19 protein-coding genes are annotated in these 19884 nt (G+C 60.8%); 11 read left to right on the forward strand and 8 right to left on the reverse strand.

Going from position 1 to position 19884, the window contains the following annotated elements:
* Positions 1–37: 37 nt before the first annotated feature.
* Complete coding sequence (gene betB / locus ACPYOP_RS03945; protein ID WP_481409093.1) at positions 38–1507, reverse strand: betaine-aldehyde dehydrogenase; 1470 nt, start codon at positions 1505–1507, stop codon at positions 38–40.
* Positions 1504–2118, reverse strand: coding sequence for a transcriptional regulator BetI (betI, locus tag ACPYOP_RS03950; RefSeq protein WP_481409094.1), 615 nt, complete (start codon positions 2116–2118; stop codon positions 1504–1506). Before betI ends, betB begins: the two co-directional genes overlap by 4 nt.
* Positions 2119–2270: 152 nt before the next feature.
* Between betI and ACPYOP_RS03955 the strand changes: the two genes are divergently transcribed.
* The 4 genes from ACPYOP_RS03955 to ACPYOP_RS03970 all read left to right on the forward strand — a co-directional run bounded on the left by ACPYOP_RS03955 (position 2271) and on the right by ACPYOP_RS03970 (position 6493).
* On the forward strand, positions 2271–2819 hold the full coding sequence (locus tag ACPYOP_RS03955) for an HdeD family acid-resistance protein (RefSeq protein ID WP_481409095.1): 549 nt from the start codon (positions 2271–2273) through the stop codon (positions 2817–2819).
* 229 nt (positions 2820–3048) lie between these two features.
* Complete coding sequence (locus ACPYOP_RS03960) at positions 3049–3300, forward strand: ribbon-helix-helix domain-containing protein (RefSeq protein WP_112340273.1); 252 nt, start codon at positions 3049–3051, stop codon at positions 3298–3300.
* A 309-nt stretch (positions 3301–3609) separates the two neighbouring features.
* The gene (locus tag ACPYOP_RS03965) at positions 3610–5415 is read left to right on the forward strand and encodes a GGDEF domain-containing protein (protein ID WP_481409096.1); all 1806 of its coding nucleotides are present in this window, start codon (positions 3610–3612) and stop codon (positions 5413–5415) included.
* Positions 5416–5494: 79 nt separating this feature from the next.
* A complete protein-coding gene (locus ACPYOP_RS03970; RefSeq protein ID WP_481409097.1) occupies positions 5495–6493 on the forward strand; it encodes an NAD(P)H-quinone oxidoreductase in 999 nt (332 codons plus the stop codon).
* Here ACPYOP_RS03970 and ACPYOP_RS03975 read toward each other — a convergent pair.
* Positions 6474–7898, reverse strand: coding sequence for an MFS transporter (locus tag ACPYOP_RS03975; protein ID WP_481409098.1), 1425 nt, complete (start codon positions 7896–7898; stop codon positions 6474–6476). The genes ACPYOP_RS03970 and ACPYOP_RS03975 overlap by 20 nt on opposite strands.
* Before the next feature lie 101 nt (positions 7899–7999).
* Between ACPYOP_RS03975 and ACPYOP_RS03980 the strand changes: the two genes are divergently transcribed.
* Together ACPYOP_RS03980 and ACPYOP_RS03985 are read left to right on the forward strand one after the other, a co-directional pair.
* Positions 8000–8626 carry a helix-turn-helix transcriptional regulator gene (locus ACPYOP_RS03980; protein WP_481409099.1) on the forward strand — a complete coding sequence of 209 codons (627 nt, stop codon included), beginning with the start codon at positions 8000–8002 and terminating at the stop codon, positions 8624–8626.
* A 100-nt stretch (positions 8627–8726) separates the two neighbouring features.
* Positions 8727–9734 (forward strand): asparaginase, encoded by a 1008-nt coding sequence (locus tag ACPYOP_RS03985; RefSeq protein ID WP_481409100.1) that lies wholly within the window; start codon positions 8727–8729, stop codon positions 9732–9734.
* A gap of 5 nt (positions 9735–9739) precedes the next feature.
* On the opposite strand, the gene ACPYOP_RS03990 is transcribed toward ACPYOP_RS03985, so the two are convergent.
* Together ACPYOP_RS03990 and ACPYOP_RS03995 are read right to left on the reverse strand one after the other, a co-directional pair.
* The gene (locus tag ACPYOP_RS03990; protein ID WP_481409101.1) at positions 9740–10228 is read right to left on the reverse strand and encodes a DUF2127 domain-containing protein; all 489 of its coding nucleotides are present in this window, start codon (positions 10226–10228) and stop codon (positions 9740–9742) included.
* A 161-nt stretch (positions 10229–10389) separates the two neighbouring features.
* Positions 10390–11142: a DeoR/GlpR family DNA-binding transcription regulator gene (locus ACPYOP_RS03995; RefSeq protein ID WP_481409102.1), complete on the reverse strand. Its 753-nt coding sequence runs from the start codon at positions 11140–11142 to the stop codon at positions 10390–10392.
* A 126-nt stretch (positions 11143–11268) separates the two neighbouring features.
* Between ACPYOP_RS03995 and ACPYOP_RS04000 the strand changes: the two genes are divergently transcribed.
* Together ACPYOP_RS04000 and ACPYOP_RS04005 are read left to right on the forward strand one after the other, a co-directional pair.
* A complete protein-coding gene (locus ACPYOP_RS04000; protein ID WP_015339137.1) occupies positions 11269–11625 on the forward strand; it encodes an ADP-ribose pyrophosphatase in 357 nt (118 codons plus the stop codon).
* Positions 11626–11775: 150 nt separating this feature from the next.
* Complete coding sequence (locus ACPYOP_RS04005; RefSeq protein ID WP_481409103.1) at positions 11776–12396, forward strand: glutathione S-transferase family protein; 621 nt, start codon at positions 11776–11778, stop codon at positions 12394–12396.
* A gap of 5 nt (positions 12397–12401) precedes the next feature.
* Here the strand turns inward: ACPYOP_RS04005 and ACPYOP_RS04010 are convergent, their stop codons facing one another.
* Positions 12402–12758, reverse strand: coding sequence for an MmcQ/YjbR family DNA-binding protein (locus ACPYOP_RS04010; protein ID WP_481409104.1), 357 nt, complete (start codon positions 12756–12758; stop codon positions 12402–12404).
* Positions 12759–12783: 25 nt separating this feature from the next.
* Entirely contained in the window at positions 12784–12969 is a 186-nt protein-coding gene (locus ACPYOP_RS04015; RefSeq protein WP_481409105.1) for a hypothetical protein, read from the reverse strand.
* A 150-nt stretch (positions 12970–13119) separates the two neighbouring features.
* Here ACPYOP_RS04015 and ACPYOP_RS04020 point away from each other — a divergent pair, with 150 nt between their 5' ends.
* Complete coding sequence (locus ACPYOP_RS04020) at positions 13120–14016, forward strand: LysR substrate-binding domain-containing protein (RefSeq protein ID WP_481409106.1); 897 nt, start codon at positions 13120–13122, stop codon at positions 14014–14016.
* Positions 14017–14022: 6 nt separating this feature from the next.
* On the opposite strand, the gene ACPYOP_RS04025 is transcribed toward ACPYOP_RS04020, so the two are convergent.
* Positions 14023–14682, reverse strand: a complete 660-nt coding sequence (locus ACPYOP_RS04025; RefSeq protein ID WP_481409107.1) for a glutathione S-transferase family protein — start codon at positions 14680–14682, stop codon at positions 14023–14025.
* Positions 14683–15111: 429 nt separating this feature from the next.
* Between ACPYOP_RS04025 and ACPYOP_RS04030 the strand changes: the two genes are divergently transcribed.
* Both ACPYOP_RS04030 and ACPYOP_RS04035 read left to right on the forward strand, forming a co-directional pair.
* Complete coding sequence (locus ACPYOP_RS04030) at positions 15112–18624, forward strand: indolepyruvate ferredoxin oxidoreductase family protein (protein WP_481409313.1); 3513 nt, start codon at positions 15112–15114, stop codon at positions 18622–18624.
* Between the two features lie 86 nt (positions 18625–18710).
* The gene (locus tag ACPYOP_RS04035) at positions 18711–19874 is read left to right on the forward strand and encodes an isovaleryl-CoA dehydrogenase (RefSeq protein ID WP_481409108.1); all 1164 of its coding nucleotides are present in this window, start codon (positions 18711–18713) and stop codon (positions 19872–19874) included.
* The last annotated feature ends 10 nt before the right edge of the window (positions 19875–19884 follow it).

Below are 19884 nucleotides of genomic sequence, written 5' to 3' on the forward strand. Positions count from 1 at the left end.
AGATGTGTATAAGAGACAGCCTCAAGGGGGAGGTAGATCAATAAGGCGCCTGCACCGGCCCCATGCCGACATAAACAGTCTTCAATTCCGAATAGTGCTCCAGTGCCGCCAGCGAATTCTCGCGGCCGAAGCCGGATTGCTTGGAGCCGCCGAAGGGGATTTCGACCGGGCAGAGATTGTAGGTGTTGATCCAGAGCGTACCGGCCTCGAGCTGGTCGACGACGCGGTGGGCGCGGGTGAGATCGGCGGTGAAGACGCCGCCGGAAAGGCCGAATTCGGTGGCATTGGCGCGGGCGATTACCTCGGCCTCATCATCGAAATCGAGGACGCACATGACCGGCCCGAAAATCTCTTCGCGGGCGATCGTCATCTCGTCGGTAACATCGGCGAACACGGTCGGCTGGATGTAATAGCCTTCGCCGGAGACATTGTTCGGAATGCCGCCGCCGGTCAGCAACGTCGCGCCTTCGGCCTTGCCTTTCTCGATGTAGGAAAGCACCTTCTCGCGCTGCGCCCAGGAGACCATCGGACCGATCTGCGTTGCCTCGTCCATCGGATCGCCGATAAGCATGGCATCGGTGCGGGTCTTAAGGCGCTTCAGGAATTCGGACTTGATCTTGCGGTTGACGAAGACGCGCGTCCCGTTCGAGCAGACCTGGCCCGTCGAATAGAAATTGCCGAGCATCGCTCCGCCGATGGCGCTGTCGATATCGGCATCGTCAAAGACGATCAGCGGCGACTTGCCGCCGAGTTCCATGGTGACGTGCTTGAGGCTGCCGGCGGCCGAAGCCGCCACCTTGCGGCCCGTCGGCACCGAGCCGGTCAGCGACACCTTCGACACGTCGGGATGATTGATGAGCAGCGGCCCGGTTTCACGGTCGCCCTGGATGACGTTATAGAGGCCTTTCGGCAGACCGGCTTCGATGAGGATTTCGGCGATCTTCAGCGCGCCCAGCGGCGTGTTTTCCGAAGGCTTGAACACCATGGCATTGCCGGCGACCAGCGCCGGCGCTCCCTTCCAGCAGGCGATCTGCTGCGGATAATTCCAGGCGCCGATGCCGACGCAGACGCCGAGCGGCACGCGCTTGGTATAGGCGAAATCGCCGCCGAGCGGGATGTAGGAGCCGTTAAGACCGGCTGCCGCAATGCCGCCGAAGAATTCGAAGCTGTCGGCGCCCGAGGTTGGGTCGGCGACGATGGTTTCCTGGATCGGCTTGCCGGTGTCGAGCGTCTCCAGTTCGGAAAGCTCGCGGTTACGTTCGCGCATGATCTCGGCTGCCCGCTTCAGGATGCGGCCGCGCGCGGTCGGGCTCATGGCCGCCCACTCCGGCTGTGCCCGCTTCGCGCTGGCGATCGCCTTTTCGACGATGGCGGGCGTTGCCGCATGCAGGCGGGCGATCACCTCACCGGTGGCGGGATAGATGCTTTCGATAAGGGTGCCGTCGGTGTCCTCGACATATTCGCCGTCGATGAAATGCGAGGCGGTGGGCTGGGCTTTGAGCGTCATGTTTCAGTCCTTTGAACGGCGGCCTCTCTGGAAAGCGGCGCAAGCAGTGAATTGATGTAATCTTCCGTAAGTGCGATCGAAGCCTCGATGCTGATCGGCGCTGATCTCAGACTTTGACGGATATAAAGCCCGTCGATCATCGCGGCAGCGCCCTCGGCAATGCGTTCTGCGTCTTCGTGCGGACATAGCACCTTGAGATTGGCAAGCAGGTTGGAGCGCAGCCTGCGCGCATAGATGACGAGAAAGCGCCGCGTCTCTTCCGAGCGCTGCGCCTCGGCGTAGAAGGCGAGCCAGGCAGCGATCGTCTCCGGCGCGAACTGATCAGCCTGGAAACTGACGCGGATGACAGCCGAGAGCTTTTCGCGCGGCGTTTTTGCCTCGCGAAGCGCCGTCACGACGCTGTCGCGCAGCCGTTGTAGATGCACGCGCACGGTTTCGATCAGCAACTGTTCCTTGCTGCCGAAATAGTGATGGGCAAGCGCGGGGGAGACGCCGGCCTGTTTGGCGATTTCGGACATGGTGACGGTCAGCGAACCGTGATCGCCGATCACGCGCATCGCAGCATCCACCAGCGCCTTGCGGCGCACCGGTTCCATTCCGACTTTCGGCATGCATCAATCCCCAAGAACGGGCCAAGTGTATTTTTGATTGACTGATCAATCAATAAAAAAATCACGCAGCCGGCTATCCATGCCAAAAAATCCGTAACCCCTTTCCGAGGCGCGTTTCTGTGCCATACTTGGTAAGAGGAGGAGGTGCAGTCATGGTCGATATTCTTGATGAAGTCCCGCCATCCGCAATGCGCGACAAATGGGGCTGGTTTGTCGGGCTCGGCGTATTGTTGCTGATCTGCGGCGGCATCGCCCTCGGCAATCTGTTCATCGCCACCGTCGCTTCGGTCTATTATGTCGGCATGCTGATGCTGATCGGCGGTATCGTGCATCTGGCCCATGCCTTTCAGGTGAGGGGCTGGGAGCACATCCTGTTCTGGGTCCTCAGCGGCCTACTCTATACGATTGCCGGCGTGCTTGCCTTCGCCAACCCGCTGCTGGCCTCGGAGGCATTGACCCTGTTCCTCGCCATCGCGCTGCTTATTGCCGGCACGTTTCGTGTCTGGGTCGGCCGCAAGCTGAAGCCGGAGCGCGGCTGGGTCTGGATCGTCATCAGCGGCCTTGCAACCGCCGCTGCCGGCATCGCCATCGCGGTCGGCTGGCCGGTCAACAGCCTCTGGATCCTCGGCCTTTTCCTGGCCCTCGATCTGATCTTCCAGGGCTGGACGTTGGTGGCCTTCGGTCTGGTGCTCAGGCGGTAGGCGATCTCTCAAAAGGGGTAACGAACTGCTACTTTTTGACAAGGAGCGTGAGCGGCGCTACTCTTTATCTCTCTCTGCCGAATGGGCGGAGCGGCGTTGAGTTGTTGTGACGACGGTACCTTCATCTGGAAGCATGCATGTCCGAGGACATGTCCTGAAGGCACTGGTCGAGGCCGCAGAACATGCTTCCTGCCAAGTTTCCGCATAACAACGTCAAGGGAGGAATATCATGCCAATGGTAACGGTTTCCATCTCCCCGCTTCAGGCTGCTGGCATTCGTGCAGCGGTCGATACCGGCACCTATGCCTCAAGCAGTGAAGTCGTACGGGAGGCCCTGCGCATGTGGGACGCGGCCCGCAAACGCGATGACATTTGCGATGTGCCGCATGCGGCCAACGATGGCGGAGACACGGCAAAGGGCAGCCGTTGCGTCGCCGACATGTTTGCCGATTACGACGCTGAACGGCACACGCATAATTAGGGCGCTTTCGCGTCTCTTCGAATCGCGAAAGCGCTCTATTTTCTTGTTTTTACGCATTCCGGACGGAAAACCGCTGCGCACTTTTCCTGGAATGCTCCAGCTCACAAGCTACCGGCGCCAACAGCGGCGCATGCCGGCGCGGTCGCATTTCCGTCCTGACGAATGGTTAACATTGCTTTACCATTCATGAAACTTTCACATACAGGAAAGGTTTCGTTGACGCTTATGGCGCATCTTGGGGCGAAAACGCGGTAAATCCAAAGTTTTACTTAACTAAATTAGAACAGAATCCGCAAAGTGGAGATGGGCATGTCACTGACTGCCGCGGTCGAGCCGGGCGTATTGCGCCGATATGCCAGCGACCAGATTGTCACCCTCGCCAAACTCGTTATCGAGAATGCATTTCAGCCGATCGTCGAGGCCGGCACCGGCGCCATCTTCGGCTACGAGTCCCTCATGCGCGGCCAGGAACGTATCGGTTTCAGCAGCCCGGTCGATATCCTCGACGAGGCCGAGCGCACCGGCCAGCTTCTCGGCTTGGAGCAGATGGTCACCAGCCGGGCACTGGCGAAGTTCGCGACGCTGCCGAATATCGCCGCCGCTACCCTTTTTCTCAATCTGGATGTCCGGTTAATCCCGCAAGGCGCGGCATTGCTGGATAGCCTGCTGCAGCACATGCGGAAGGCGGGGATCGCGCCGTCGTCCGTCTGCTTCGAATTCTCCGAGCGCTTCGACAATACCATCGTGCCCGGCTTTCGCGATCTGGTCGCCAGGATGCGAAATGCCGGCTTCAAGCTGGCGATCGACGATTTCGGCGTCGGTCACGGCGAAATGAAGCTTCTCTCCGATTACCCGGTCGACTATCTGAAGATCGATCGGCACTTCATCGTCGACATCGACCGCAGTGCCCGCAAGCGCCATATCCTTAGGAATCTCGTCAATATCGCCCATGTCCTCGGCACGCGCGTCATCGCCGAGGGTATCGAGACCGAGGCGGAATTCCTGACCTGCCGCGAATTCGGCGTCGACCTCGTCCAGGGCTGGTTCATTGCCCGCCCGACAGTGCTCGTCAACGAGCTGAAGCCGGGCTTTCCGCATTTGCAGGATCTGGGCAAGACGACGCGCAACAGCCAGTCGCTGGATGAAATTCTCATCCGCAAGCAGATCGAAGTGCTACCGACCATTCGCGAGAGCGACAGTATCGACAGCGTCTTCGAACTCTTTCGCCGCAATCCGCGCCGCGCCTATTTCCCCGTCGTCAACGCCAATGACGAGCCGCGCGGCATCATCCACGAATACCAGCTCAAGGAATATATCTATCAGCCCTTCGGCCGCGATCTCTTGAAGAACAAGGTCTACGAGCGTTCGATCTCGCATTTCGTCGAAATGGCACCGATCGTCGGCCTCGATTCAGATGCCGATACGCTGATGGCGATCTTCGCCAATATGGAAAGCAGCGATTGCCTGATCGTCACCGAGGGTACACATTATGCCGGCATCGTTTCTGCCGCATCGCTCATTAAGGTCATCAACGAGAAGCAGCTGAAGATCGCCCAGGATCAGAACCCGCTGACCGGCCTGCCGGGCAACAGGGCGATCCACGATTTCATGCAGCATGCCGGCCGGGACGGCGATGAGATCAGGCATTTCTGCTATTGCGACTTCGACAATTTCAAGCCGTTCAACGATGCCTATGGCTTCCATCTCGGCGATCACGCCATTTCCTCGTTCGCGGCACTGATGCGCCGCTATTTCTTCGCCGAGCGCCATTTCCTCGGCCATGTCGGCGGCGACGATTTCTTCATCGGCGTCACCGGCTGGAACATGCTGGAGCTGCGCGAGGTTCTGGACCGGCTTCTTGCTGATTTTCATGCCGACGTCCTCGATTTTTACTCGGCCGAGGATCGTGCCGCCGGCCGCATTCGCGGCCATGACCGCAGCGGCGCCGAGGCGGAATTCCCGCTGATGCGTTGCTCCATCGGCATTCTGCAACTGCCTGAGGGACTGGTGATCGACAATATCAACCGCGTGAGCACCTCCATTGCCGGCATCAAGACGAAGGCAAAGGAAAGCGATATCGGCGTCGCATTTCTCGGCCTGACCGAGACGAATTGACGCCCTCCCATAACAGCTCCTTTTCAAGCGGTCTGCGCTAAACTATCTCCACTACTTTGCTGGGAGAGGAGATAGCGCCATGCCCTTGCCATCTGAAATGCGTTTCGTGGATTTGCCGTCCTTTGGCGGGCCGGAGGTCATGACCATCGCCCGCCGGCCTTTGCCGGTTCTGAAGCCGGGCGAGATTCTCGTCCGTGTCGAGGCGGCCGGCGTCAACCGCCCGGATGTGGCGCAACGGCAGGGCACCTATCCGCCGCCGAAGGATGCGAGCCCCATACTGGGTCTCGAAATCGCCGGCGAAGTCGTCGATGTCGCGCCCGGCGTGACGGAGTTTGCCATCGGCAACAAGGTTTGCGGTCTCGCCAATGGCGGTGCCTATGCCGAATATTGCGTGCTTCCCGCCGGCCAGGCGCTCCGCTTTCCGAATGGCTATGACGCGGTGCGCGCGGCGGCTTTGCCCGAAACGTTCTTCACCGTCTGGGCCAATCTCTTCCAGATGGCCGGCCTCACTGAAGGCGAAAGCGTGCTGATCCATGGCGGTTCCAGCGGCATCGGCACGACGGCAATCCAGCTCGCCCGCGCTTTCGGCGCGACGGTCTACACCACGGCCGGTTCGAAGGAAAAATGCGAGGCCTGCGAGAAGCTCGGCGCAAAGCGGGCGATTAATTATAGAGAAGAGGATTTCGCCGCGGTCATCGCGGCGGAGACGGGCCATGGCGTCGATGTCATCCTCGACATGATCGGCGCGTCCTATCTGGAAAAGAATCTCGCCTCTCTCGCCCGCGACGGCTGCCTCTCGATCATCGCATTTCTCGGCGGTGCCGTTGCCGACAAGGTCAATCTGGCGCCGGTAATGGTGAAGCGACTGACCGTGACCGGTTCGACCATGCGCCCGCGCAGCGCCGAGGAGAAACGCGCCATTCGCGACGACCTTCTCTCCCAGGTCTGGCCGCTGCTGGACGAAGGCACGATAGCCCCTGTCATTTACAAGACCTTCTCCTTTGACGATGTAGTCGAGGCGCATCGGCTGATGGAGACCAGCGACCACATCGGCAAGATCATGCTGAAGCTGGCTTGATCGTGAAGGACAGCGCGATGGCGATCAGGCCGGGTATTGCCATCAGGGCATAAAGCCAGGTTGCCGCGGAAAGGCTGCCGGCAATGCCGCCCGGATGGGTCAGGCCCGCGCTGTTGGCAATGACGCCGGCAAGGGCCGCGCCGAACGCGCCGCCCAGCGATTGCGTCATCGAGATTGCAGCGGAAGCCTTGTCCTCATCGGCTTTCCTGGCGATGCCGATGATCCTGGTCACGAGGTGAGCCCATCCCAAGCCGACGCCGAAGCCCATCAGGAACATGGCGACAACAGCCGGTGCATATTCCGTGAGTGCGGTGAAGGACGTCGTGGTCGCCAGGAGCGGGATCAGCGATGCGGTGGCTGCGGTTTCAAGAATGCAGCCGGTTCTGATGGCGATAGTTGCCTGCCGGCCCGAGAACGAAGCGCTGAAGAAGGCCGCAATGGTCCAACCGAGGGCGACAAGCGCGACGAGATAGCCCGAGATGAGTGGCGTTACGCCGTGGAGTGTTTGCAGGAAGTAGGGAATGTAGATGTCGCTCGTCAGCACCAGCATCATCGTGAATATCGTCAGGTAGAGCCGCGCGATCGGGTTGCCGAGCATGACGGCCCCATAGGGAAGGAGGCGCACCTCGCTCTTGCGCTCGATCAGGACCATCGTTGCGACGAGCGCGATCGAAACTGCGATCAGTATGGCCTTATAGGGACCATGTTCGATCGTGCCGGCAACGCTGACGAGCAGGACTGCGACGAGCAGTAATATAATCTGGACCAGCGGAGTCCTGGTATCGATCCGGTCATCCGCGACATCGGGGAGCAACCGGCGTGCCGAGAACGCCATGATAACGGCCAGCGGCACCAGAATGACGAAGGCCTCACGCCAGGCGCCTCCGGCGGCGAAGAGCCCGCCGATCGTTGGTCCAAGCACCGTCGCCACCCCCCATATGGCGGCGTAGAGTGTGGACGCCCGGCGCCACAGGGGCTGGGGATAGATGAAGCGGATGAAAGCATAGGCAAGGCCGGACAGCATGCCCGAGCCGTAGCCCTGAACGGCACGGCCGGCGAGCAATACGGGCATGGCCGGCGCGATGGCGCAGAAGAGGCTCCCGAGACCGAATGTGATCGCCGCTGCAACATAGACGGCACGCAGGCCCATGCCCTTCGGCCGGGTTGCAACCGTGATCGAACCGAGCACGCCGGCAGCGACGAACAGCGTCGTCATCCATGAGAATAGTTCGAGGCCGCCGATGTCCCGGACGATCGAGGGCGCGATGGTGGCGGTAATATAGGACTCGACGGCATAGAGCGTCACGCCGCCGCCAAGCATCAGCGTCGCGGGCAGGAGTTTCGGCGAGAACAAGGCGAAGATGGAGGAGGATGGAACGGAAGCGGTGTTTTCGATGCTGGACATCGGACGATCCTCGGTGTTTTCCCTAGCGGTTGATTATTTTCCAAGTTATACTTTGGAAAATTACATGGCAGCTGGATTAAAACAAGAGATAACTTGGAAAAATGCGTCAATCGCCCGTCAATCGAATCCTGATCCTGTTGAAAACCGAGGGGCCGCAACTGGCAGCGGCGGTCGGCGACGCGCTCGGCATATCGTCGGAGGCAGCGCGTCAGCAGCTGACGAAGATGGCGGAGGAGGGATTGGTCGAGCCGGTGGCGGAGGCCGCAGCGGGCAGGGGCAGACCGCGCCAGCTCTGGCATCTGACGTCTGACGGCAACAAGCAATTTCCCGACGGCCATGCGGATCTGACCGCCACTTTGCTTGCGACCATGGTCAGCCAGTTGGGACAGGGTGCCGTCGATACCGTCATCTCCGCCCGTGAGACGGAAACGCTTCGCCGCTACCGCAGCGAAATCGACCTCGCCGCCGATCTACCGTCACGCGTCGCAAGCCTCGCCGCCGTCCGCACGCAGGAAGGCTATATGGCCGATCACTGGCAGGATGAGGATGGTTCGCTGATGCTGGTGGAAAATCATTGTCCCATCTGTGCGGCCGCATGTGCCTGCTCCGGCTTCTGCCGTTCCGAGCTCGAGACCTTCCGCACAGTGCTCGGCGCACAGGTCGAGCGCGAGGAACACATCGTGCTCGGCGCCAGACGCTGCGCTTATAGGATTCGGCCGACCGTCTGAGTAGTGAGCTTTTCGACACCGGCAGGTGTCATCGGCGATTGGCAATCCATGGCGCAGCGGCTATCACTGGCATCTAGCAAATCAAAGGCTGCATCCCATCATGTCCAACCCCGTCTGCGTCGAAGTCACCCGTGGCAACCAGGTCGAAAGCCTTCATCGCGGCTCCGTCGTTGCGGTCGACGGCGATGGTAAGGTGGTCTTTTCGCTCGGCGATATCGAAAGCGGCGTCTTTCCGCGCTCCGCCTGCAAGGCGATGCAGGCCCTGCCATTGGTCGAAAGCGGTGCCGCGGATGCCTATGGCTTCGGCGACAAGGAATTGGCGCTCGCCTGCTCCTCCCACAATGGCGAGGATGAGCATGTAGCACTCGCCGCCTCGATGCTGGCGCGCGCCGGGCGCGATGCCGGCACGCTCGAATGCGGCGCGCATTGGTCCTTCGATCAGAAGACCCTCATCCATCAGGCACGCACCATTGAGAAGCCGACCGCACTGCATAATAATTGCTCCGGCAAGCATGCGGGCTTCGTCTGCGCCTGCTGTCATCAGGATATCGATCCGAAAGGCTATGTCGGCTACGATCACCCACTGCAACAGCAGATCCGCGACACCATGCAGAGCCTGACCGGCGCCATTCTCGGCCACGATAATTGCGGCACGGACGGCTGCTCGATCCCGACCTATGCGGTGCCGCTGAAGGGACTGGCCCGTGGCTTTGCCAGGATGGCGACCGGCGCCGGCCTCGAGCCGCTGCGCGCCAAGGCGTCGCGTCGGCTGTTCGAGGCCTGCATGGCCGAGCCGTTTTACGTTGCCGGCACTGATCGCGCCTGCACCAAACTCATGCAGATCGCTCCCGGCCGCATCTTCGCCAAGACCGGCGCTGAAGGTGTGTTCTGCGCCGCGATCCCCGAACAGGGCATCGCCATCGCGCTCAAATGCGACGATGGCACCGCTCGCGCGGCGGAGGTCATGGTGGCGGCAGTGCTGGCCCGTTTCTTCGAGAAGGAGAGCGCGGTCCATGCCGGCCTCATGGCGATGGCCGACAGGTCGTTCAGGAACTGGAACGGCATCCATGTCGGCGATATCATGCCGGCAGCTATACTGACTGCCTAGCCGGTTCAGCCGATCGTCTGCCGGGCCGGCACATGCTGCCGGACTATCCTGTATTCCTTCCAGATCAGGATCATCACGATGAGGTCGAAGACGGTGAGGATGATGAGCCCGATCCCGTGCGTGTTGGTGAAGCGGTAGAGCTGGTAGACGATGAAAAGCCCAAGGGCGACCAACGAAGCCGGATAGGCCCACATCTTGCCCCTGAGCAGCCCGATGACAAGCAACACCTTCACGAGCCCGTGGCTCAGCAGGTACCAGGCATAGAAGTCCTTGGTGCCGACGGAGAAATCCTGCGCCCTGGTCAACAGGTGTGTCGCGATGAAATCATGGGGATCGTTGAGTAGCTCGGGCTGCGTGATCCTGTTTGCCAGGCGAAGGACGGACTTGGTGCTGACGAGCGCCAGCACAATACCGCCGATGCATTCGATCAGGGCATGAACGCCCTTCAACAAGACGCTGATTTCGAAGAGCTGATGAATGCGGCGTTCGTTCACGGGCGATCCCTTGGGCATGGTGATGCAGTCTTGACCGGCGACAACGGCAAGACAAGCCGATGTGTGAGCGGCATAGGATCAATCTTCGACCGCATCATGATGACGATGACACAAATCCCCGCGTGGTATCTCAATTCCGTGGAGCAGCTGCGCAACCGGCGTCAGGCCAGCAAGATCGGAACCTCGCTGTCCCGGTAGGGCGCCAGGCTTTCCTCAGGAACATCCGATGGCACGATCAGGCCGGACACATCCTTCATCGGCAGGATCTGGCATGGAGAGGCCGCATCGAGCTTATCGCTCGTCGCCAGTACATAGGTTTCGGCCGAGCATTGGGCGATATGCCGCTTGATAGCCGCTTCATCGAAATCGCCGGTCGAAAAGCCGCGGGCGGGATGGATGGCGGTGACGCCGAGAAAGAAGATATCCGCCCGAATGGATGCGATCGTCGCCATGGCGGCAGCCCCGGTCGCCACCATCGAATGCTTATAGAGCTTGCCGCCGATCAGAATCACCTCGGCGGCATGATGCTCCAGCTCGCTTGCGATCGTCGGGCTGTGGGTGACGATGGTGACAGTAAGATCTTTTGGAAGCTGTCGGGCGAGCTCGGCATTGGTGGTGCCGCCATCGAGGAATACGGTCTGGCCCGGCTGGATCATGCTCGCCGCATAGGCGCCCAGCCGCCGCTTCGCATCCGATGAGACCGCCTGCCTGGCCGTAAAATCCGGCAGATCAGGCGAAAGCGGCAGCGCGCCGCCATGCACCCGCTTCAGCAGTTTCTCCGCCGCCATTTCCCTGAGATCCCTGCGGATCGTGTCTTCGGAGAGGCCGAGATCGTCGGCCAGAACCTTGGCGATCACCTGGCCGTCCCGGCGCAATCGATCGAGGATGAGGGCTTTGCGTTGGCTGGTCAGCATGTCGGTCTCTGCATGTTATTTCACGAATAATCCTGAATTTATCAGAATCGATTCGACATTCAAGAAAATATACGCATATTCGTGCAAATTCCTGCAGGAAGCGGGAGTTAGAAACGGAGACATGACATGTTGATCTTGATTGCAGGGCCTTATCGATCCGGCACCGGCGATGATCCGAAGAAGATGGCCGAAAACCTCAAACGCCTTGAGGAGCCGTCCTATGCCCTGTTCAAGGCCGGGCATTTGCCCATGATCGGCGAATGGGTTGCGCTGCCGGTCTGGCACGCGGCCGGCGGCAAGAGCATTGGCGACGATCTCTACGAGGAGATCTTCCACCCGACGGCGGGCCGCCTGCTGCAGCTTTGCGAGGGTGTGCTCAGATTGCCCGGCGACTCCAAGGGCGCGGACAATGATGTCCGCATCGCACGCGAGCGTGGCATTCCCGTCTGGTACAGGCTGGAAGACGTGCCCGGCTGCGCATAAGCATCGCCGCCCATCCCTGCGGCTCGATGTCGTGGGGATGGGCTTCGATCCGATCGATCAAAACCTTTTGTGGCGGCCATCAGCATCAGCCACTTCCGTATTTGCCGGGTTGCCATTAGCTTCCTGTGAAATCCAATCGAGGAACGGAACATGCTGACATTCTATTTTTCGTCCGGAAGCTGCGCGCTCGCCAGTCTCATCGCCCTGGAAGAATCGGGTCTTGCCTACGAACATCGCCGCCTCAACCTCGCCAATGGCGATCAGCGCCAGCCGGACTATCTGGCCATCAACCCCAAGGGCCGGGTGCCGGCGCTGGTGACCGACAAGGGCGTCATTACGGAGAATATCGCGATCCTGGCTTACATTGCCCAGATCGTGCCCGCCGCGAATCTGGCGCCCCTCGACGATCCCTTCGCATTCGCGCAGATGCAGGCATTCAACAGCTATCTCTCTTCGACCGTCCATGTGAACCACTCGCACAAGGGACGTGGCTATCGCTGGACCGACGATGCCGCCGCCATCGAGACGATGAAGGCAAAGGTGCCGCAGACCATGGCCGAAAGTTTTGCTCTGCTCGAGGACAAGATGCTGAAAGGACCCTGGGTGATGGGCGATCAGTACACCGTCGCTGACGGTTATCTCTTCACCACCGCAAAGTGGCTGCCGGGAGACAATGTCGATCGCGATCAGTTTCCGAAGGTGAGCGCTCACTATGCGCGCATGCTCGATCGCCCGGCCGTTCAAAAGGCGCTTGCCATCGAAGAGGGCTGATTCCGTCAGCCGAATGTTGCCAAAAGCTTTTTCGGCGCGCGGTGTTGCCACGCCTCCATCAAACGCCGTTCCAGTTCCTCGTCGCCGATCGCGCCGATGCGCAAGGGCAGGGAAGGCCAGCCGACATAGTGGCCAGTCTGGAAATAGATCTCCGGCGCCATCTCCATCAGCTGTTCCTTGCGGTCGATCGGCAGCGACAGCACGATGGTCTCGTTATTCTTGACCGTCACGAATGCCTTCCCGCCGACTTTGAAGGCCGGCAGCCCGTAATGCAGGCCAGGTTCGACCGCCGGCAGCCGGGCTTGGGCCACAAGCCGCTGCAGTCGTTCCACGATGGTGTCCATATTGACGTTCGAAGTCATGCTCGCGCTACGGAAACAGGCTCTTTCAGGCACATTCTTCCGGCTGAACGCATCGCTTGTCCATAGGCCGCCCGAGATTTTCCGGCATGAGCGGCAGGTCGGCGAGCTCTTCCAGCGACATCGCCGCAAGCATGGGATGCTGCAGCGGATCGTCTTCGGGTTCGCGATCCTCATCCAGTAAATGACTGAAGAAAAGCTTCAAGATCGACATCGCATGCCTCCTTGGATCTCCGCGTAGATGCAACCATAAGGGCATCAGCCGGGCGAATGGCGGCGGTTTTCAATTCCATGCTGCAATAATCGCGTGAATTATCGTTTCAAGCAATTGAGAATGACGCGATGCTACTATAGTTATTCTATAATGAGAAACCTCAACAACGTTCATCTAAATGGCCTGCGTGCCCTGGAAGCGGTGGGGCGGCTCGGCTCGCTGCAGGCGGCGGCCGACGAACTCGGCGTGACGGTCGGTGCCGTCAGCCAGCAGGTTATCAAGGCCGAGGCGCAGCTCGGTCGGCCGCTTTTCGAGCGCACGCCCAAGGGCATGGCGGTCACGGCTTCGGGATTGGCGGTGCTGGCAAGGCTTGGCGAGGGCTTTCAGGCGCTTACGGCCGCTGTCGCGCTGGCGCAGCACAAGGACGAGAATATCCTCACCATTTCGGTCGCGCCGGTTTTCGCGGCGCGCTGGCTGGTATATCGGCTCGATCGCTTCGCCAGCCGCCATCCGGATATCCGCCTGCGTATCGATGCCACCACGCGACTGATCAGTCCGGCGACCTCGGATGTCGATATAGGCATTCGGGTCGGCAGCGGGCAATGGCCTGGCGTCAAGGCCGAGCTGTTGCTAGCGCAGGAGGTGTTCCCGGTCGTCACGCCGCAGATCGCCGCCACGCTCCGCGAGCCTGCCGATCTCCTGAAAATCTCCGCCGTCATCGACGGACACGCGATGTTCGGTTGGGAAGTATGGCTGCGCAAGGCCGGGCTTTCAGGCCATTGCATGGAAGAGCGGCACATCTTCAACGACGCGTCGCTCTGTCTGGATGCGGCGATAGCGGGGCAGGGGGTGATGCTCGCCTGGCAGACGCTGGCCGCCTATGCTCTGCAGCAGAAATGCCTCGTCGATCCCTTCGGCATCCGCGCAAAGACGGGTTTCGGCCATTATTTCGTCACCGCCCCCGGCGTGCGTGAGCCGAAGAAGGTCTCCGCCTTCAAGGCCTGGATACGCGACGAAATGGAAGAGAGCATGCGTCTCTTCCATTAGGATCAATCAGACCGGCTCCTGACCGCGGGTCGCCTGCATGGCCTTGTAGGCATCGCGCGACTGGCAGCGCTCGATCCAGGCTTTCATCTTCGGGCGAGCATCGAAGAGTTCCTGTTCGGTCTGGGCGTAGCGCATTACTTCCGCGAGGTTGAGGTCGGCGGCGGTAAAGCGGTTGCCGACGAGATAATCCTGCTTCTGCAGATGCTTTTCCAAGACGTCGAGCGGCTTCTTCAGCGAGCGGCAGGCAACCGCGATGCCGGCCTTGCCCGGCTCGCTGTTTTCCTGGGCATTGTCATAGATGCGCACGAGCGCGACGCTGTACGGCTCGACTTCGGTCGCCGCCCACATGGTCCACATCGACATCCGTCCTTCTTCCTCAACCGTCTTGCCGGCAAGCGGGCCGCCATATTTGCGCGCGAGATAGAGATTGATGGCAAGCGATTCATGCATCATGAGATCGCCATCCTTGATACAAGGGATCATGCCCATCGGATTGACCGCCAGAAACTCCGGCGACATCGTGTTGATCGGCGCGTCGGCGGCAAGCGGGTTGGGCAGCCGGCCGCCCTGGATGACCGGCACGGATTTGAACTCGATGCCGAGCTCGTGAGCCATCCAATAGTTGCGCGAAGCGCGCGAGCGATAGACACCGTAGATCGTCAGCATGTACGTCCCCCAGATTCGAGTCGGCGCGACATTATTGGTCGCTTGGGAAGAGCGGAAGGCCTCGCGGTTGATATCTCGATGAAAGCTTGTGATGAGTGGTGTGCATCGGGGCCGCCTCGTCCTTCGAGGCTTCGCCCTGTGGGCTCCGCACCTCAAGATGAGGCGGAATTGGCCACGCAGTCCGTTGTATATGCATAAGGCTTTACCGCCGCTGCTGTGAATGACAGCCCTCACCCTGAGGTGGCCCGCGGGGCCCTCGAAGGGCGAGGCGGGTGTTAGGCACGGAGCAAGCACGAAAATATCAGTCGAACGCCCGAATTCTTTGCAAATCATGCTGCTGATGCCCAGCCTTCGTTCGGAAATTAGTGCCTGCGCATGTTAGATTAGAATCGTGATTTCATCGGATGCGGTAGGAGGCTTCTGGTGAAAATGGTGACTGCGATCTCGGGAGGAGAGCAGATGCTTGCGACCAGTGTATCGCTAGACGACAAATATACCACAGAAGAAGGCCGTGTTTTCATGAGCGGCCTGCAGACGCTGGTGCGGCTGCCCATGACCCAGATGCGGCGTGACCGCGCTGCCGGTCTCAATACGGCAGCCTTCATATCAGGCTATCGCGGTTCGCCGCTCGGCGGTTACGACCAGCAGCTTCTGAAGGCCAAGACTTATCTCGACGCCCACGACGTCACCTTTCAGCCAGGCATCAACGAGGATCTGGCCGCAACGGCCGTATGGGGCTCGCAACAGGTCGGGCTTTCCCCCGGCGCCCGCAAGGATGGCGTGCTCGGCATCTGGTACGGCAAAGGCCCCGGCGTCGACCGCTCCGGCGATGTCTTGAAGCACGCCAATGCCGCCGGCACTTCCAAGCATGGCGGCGTCCTCTGTTTCGCCGGCGACGACCATTCCGCCAAATCTTCCACGATGCCGCATCAGACCGACCATGATTTCATGTCGGCGGTCATCCCGGTCATCTACCCCTCGTCCATCCACGAATTCCTCGAATATGGCCTGCTCGGCATCGCCATGTCGCGCTATTCCGGCTGCTGGGTCGGCATGAAATTCATCGCCGACACCATCGAAACGACGGCCGCTGTCGATCTCTCAGGCGAACGGCGGCAATTCGTGCTGCCGACCGATTTCGAAATGCCGCCCGGCGGCCTCAACCTGCGCTGGCCCGATCCGCCGCTGGTGCAGGACGACCGCTTGCAGACCTATAAGGCCTATGCCGCCATCGCCTTTGCCCGTGCCAATCGCGTCGACGAAATCACGCACGATGTGCCGAATGCCCGCCTCGGCATCATCTCGTCCGGCAAAGCCTATGAGGATGTCCTGCAGGCGCTGCGAGAGCTCGAGATCGGCCCGAAGGAAATGGCTGATATCGGTCTGCGCATCCTCAAGGTTCGGATGCCCTGGCCGCTGGAGCCGGAGGCCGTGCGGCATTTCTCCGAAGGGCTGGACGAAGTTCTCGTCATCGAGGAGCGGCGCGAGATCATCGAAAACCAGATCAAGCAGCAGCTCTTCAACTGGCGGGCCGATGTCCGCCCGCGCATCGTCGGCAAGTTCGACGAACACGACACACCCTATCTCAGCCTGTCGGCGGCGCTGACCGTCGGCGCGGTCGCGAGAGCGATCGCCGGGCGCATTGTCAAGCTCGATCTCGATCAGGGCCTGCATGACCGTATCGCCGCCAAGCTCGCCTATCTTGCCGAACGCGGCCAGATCAGCCGCAGCCATGTGGCGCCGCTGAACCGCACGCCGTTCTTCTGCTCGGGCTGTCCGCACAATACGTCCACCAGGGTTCCCGAAGGCAGCCGCGCCATCGCCGGCATCGGCTGCCACTACATGGTCACCTGGATGGACCGCAACACCGAGACTTTCACCCAGATGGGCGGCGAAGGCGTGCCGTGGACGGCGATCGCCCGCTACACCGACGAAAAACACATGTTCGTCAATCTCGGTGACGGCACCTATTTCCATTCCGGCATTCTTGCCATCCGCCAGTCTGTCGCCTCCAAGGTCAACGTCACCTACAAACTGCTCTATAACGACGCCGTTGCCATGACCGGCGGCCAGCCGATCGACGGCTATCTGACGCCGGAGCTGGTGACGAAGCAGCTGCATGACGAGGGTGTCAAGCCGATCTATCTGCTGTCGGATAATCCGGATGCCTATCGTGCCTCTGAGATGGCCCCCGGCGTTAAGGTGCTGCATCGCGACCATATCGATCAGGTAATGCTGACGCTGCGCGAGACTGAGGGCTGCTCGGCGATCGTCTATGTCCAGACCTGCGCGGCCGAGAAGCGCCGTCGCCGCAGCCGCGGGCTGCTGGAAGATCCGGCCAAGCGCGTCTTCATCAACCCGGCCGTCTGCGAGGGCTGCGGCGATTGTTCGGTGCAATCCAACTGCATCTCCGTCGAGCCACTGGAAACGGAATTCGGCCGCAAGCGCCAGATCAACCAATCGAGCTGCAACAAGGATTTTTCCTGCGTCAAAGGCTTCTGCCCGTCCTTCGTGACTGTTCATGGCGGCAAGCGCCGCAAGCGGAAGGCGCTTGATCATGCCGATGTCGACGTGCCGATGCCCGAAATCCCCGTCATCGGCGATCGGCCCTGGAACATCGCCATTGCCGGCGTCGGCGGTACCGGCATCCTGACGATCGGCGCCATCCTCGGCATGGCCGCGCATCTGGACGGCAAGGTGCCAATGATCCTGGACATGGCCGGCCTTGCCCAAAAGGGCGGCGCGGTCATGAGCCACCTGCGTATGGGTTACAGCCAGGCCGACGTCACCTCGTCGCGCATCGTCAATGGCGGCGCCGATCTGCTGTTTGCTGCGGATGAAGTGGTGGGCGCCTCCAAGGATGCGATCACGCTCTGCTCGGCGACGCGCACGACCGCCATCGTCAACACCGGTCTGATGCCCGTCGCCGATTTCGTGCGCAACCGCGATTTCGATTTCAAGACCGGCTCGATACAGCACACCATCGCCAAGACCGTCAGCGACAAATCCGTCTTCCTCGATTTCAACCACGTTGCGACCGAGGTCACCGGCGATGCCATATCGACCAATATCCTGCTGACCGGGTTTGCCTGGCAGCGCGGCCTGTTGCCGCTGTCGCTGGAGGCGATCGAAAAGGCGATCGCGCTCAACGGCGTCGCGGTCAAAGCGAGCCTTTCCGCCTTCCAGTGGGGACGGCTGCTGGCGCATGATCCGCAGGTCGTGCATGCCATGATGGCCGAGCACGATGCCGGCAAGACGCTGGCGGAGATGAGCCTCGATGAACTCATCAACCATCGCAAGGCGCATCTGACGGCCTATCAGAATACAGCCCTTGCCGAACGCTATGGCGTTTTCGTCGCCCGCGCCAGTGCGATGGCTGCGAGGGAACAGCTTTCGGACAAGGTGCCCTTTGCCGTCGCCGTTACCTATGCGCGGGTTCTGGCCTACAAGGACGAATACGAGGTCGCCCGCCTGCTGACCGATCCTGCCTTCGAGGCGCATCTGCACGAGGAGATGGAAGGCGATTTCAAGCTGGCACTCAACCTTGCCCCGCCCATCCTTAGCGGCAAGGATCCGAATGGCCGGCCGAAGAAGCGCGAATTCGGCGCCTGGATTCTGCCGGTGCTGCGGGCGCTCGCGCCGATGAAGCGGCTGCGCGGCACCGCTCTCGATCCCTTCGGCTATATGGCAGAGCGCCGGCTGGAGCGCCGCTTGATTGCCGATTACGAAAGCATAGCCGAGCGTGTGCTTGCCGGCCTGCGTCACGACAACGAGGTCGAGGCCCTTGCCATCCTCTCGCTGTTTGATGAGATAAGAGGCTTCGGACCGGTCAAGGAGGAAGCCGCCCGCAAGATCATGGTGAAAATCGCCGACAAGCTGAAGGCCTATGAGACGCCTGAGGAGAAGCAAGGCAAGCAGCCTATGCCTGCCGACGCGGCATAACGGCTGCGACGGAAACTTGAAGCGGACATGAAGAGATATAGGTTCGTAAGGATCGCACGTTCGGGACCATCGGGAGGAGAAGCCGGATGTTTGAAGGGGGATTGAACTTCGCGCTTGGCGAGGACATCGAGGTGCTGCGCGAACAGGTGCGCCGTTTTGCCAGCAACCGCATCGCGCCGTTTGCCGACGAGCTCGACCGCAACAATAGTTTCCCGATGCATCTGTGGCGGGAGATGGGCGATCTCGGCCTGCTCGGTATCACCGTCGACGAGGCCTATGGCGGTGCGGGCCTCGGTTATCTCGCCCATACGGTGGCGATGGAGGAAATCAGCCGCGCTTCGGCTTCTGTCGGCCTGAGTTACGGCGCCCATTCTAATCTTTGCATCAACCAGATCCACCGCAACGGCACGACCGCGCAAAAGGAACGCTACCTGCCGAAGCTGATTTCAGGCGAGCATGTGGGCGCATTGGCCATGTCGGAGCCCGGCGCCGGCTCGGATGTCGTCTCCATGAAGCTGCATGCCGAAAGGCGCGGCGGCCGCTATGTGTTGAACGGCAGCAAGATGTGGATCACCAACGGTCCCGATGCCGATGTCCTCGTCGTCTACGCCAAGACATCGCCTGATGCCGGCCCGCGCGGCATCACCGCCTTCCTCGTCGAAAAAGGTTTCCCCGGATTTTCGGTCGGCCAGAAGCTCGACAAGCTCGGCATGCGCGGCTCGAATACCTCGGAGCTGATCTTCCTCGATTGCGAGGTGCCGGTGGAAAATGTTCTGGGTCAGCTCGATGGTGGCGTCAGCGTGCTTATGTCGGGCCTAGACTATGAGCGCGTCGTGCTCTCGGGCGGTCCCATCGGCATCATGGCTGCCTGCATGGATGTCGTGCTGCCCTACATGCATGAGCGCAAGCAGTTCGGCCAGTCGATCGGCGAGTTCCAGCTCATGCAGGGCAAGCTTGCCGACATGTATGTCACCATGAATGCCGCACGTGCCTACGTCTATGCCGTTGCTGCTGCCTGTGATCGCGGCGAGACGGCGCGCAAGGATGCGGCGGGCTGCATTCTCTATTCGGCCGAAAAGGCAACCGCGCTGGCGCTCGAATGCATCCAGGCGCTCGGCGGCAATGGCTATACCAATGATTATCCCGCCGGACGGCTGCTGCGCGACGCCAAGCTTTACGAGATCGGCGCCGGCACATCCGAAATCCGGCGCATGCTGATCGGCCGCGAGTTGTTCGGCGAAACGGCCTGATTTCGAATTC

The sequence above is a fragment of the Rhizobium sp. KNZ2-6A genome, from assembly GCF_056755475.1.